Raw genomic sequence first — 329 nt, 5'->3', positions numbered from 1 at the left:
GAGCAATGACAGCGATGTCGATAACACCCTCAGCGTGACCGGCTTCACCGTCGCCGGCGTGACGGGTTCCTTTACTGCGGGTCAAGTCGCGACTATCGCCGGCGTCGGCACAGTGACTATCGCCGCCGATGGCGACTACAGCTTCACTCCGGTCGAGAACTACAACGGTGCCGTGCCGCAAGTCAGCTACACCACCAACACCGGCTCCACCAGCACCCTGGACCTGAACGTCACCCCGGTCGACGACGCGAGTGTGCTGACCGCTGATGCCCAAACCGTCGCTGAAGACACCGTTGCAGCCGGCAACGTGTTGAGCAATGACAGCGATG

1 protein-coding gene is annotated in these 329 nt (G+C 62.0%); it reads left to right on the top strand.

Going from position 1 to position 329, the window contains the following annotated elements; translation table 11 throughout:
• A partial coding sequence (locus KW848_RS32765) for an Ig-like domain-containing protein (protein ID WP_218539191.1) occupies positions 1 to 329 on the top strand: 329 nt, incomplete at both ends.

Source organism: Pseudomonas sp. PDM25 (assembly GCF_019219045.1).
In the GTDB taxonomy this organism is placed as follows: Bacteria; Pseudomonadota; Gammaproteobacteria; order Pseudomonadales; family Pseudomonadaceae; genus Aquipseudomonas.
This window is presented reverse-complemented; position numbering and strand designations above follow the sequence as displayed.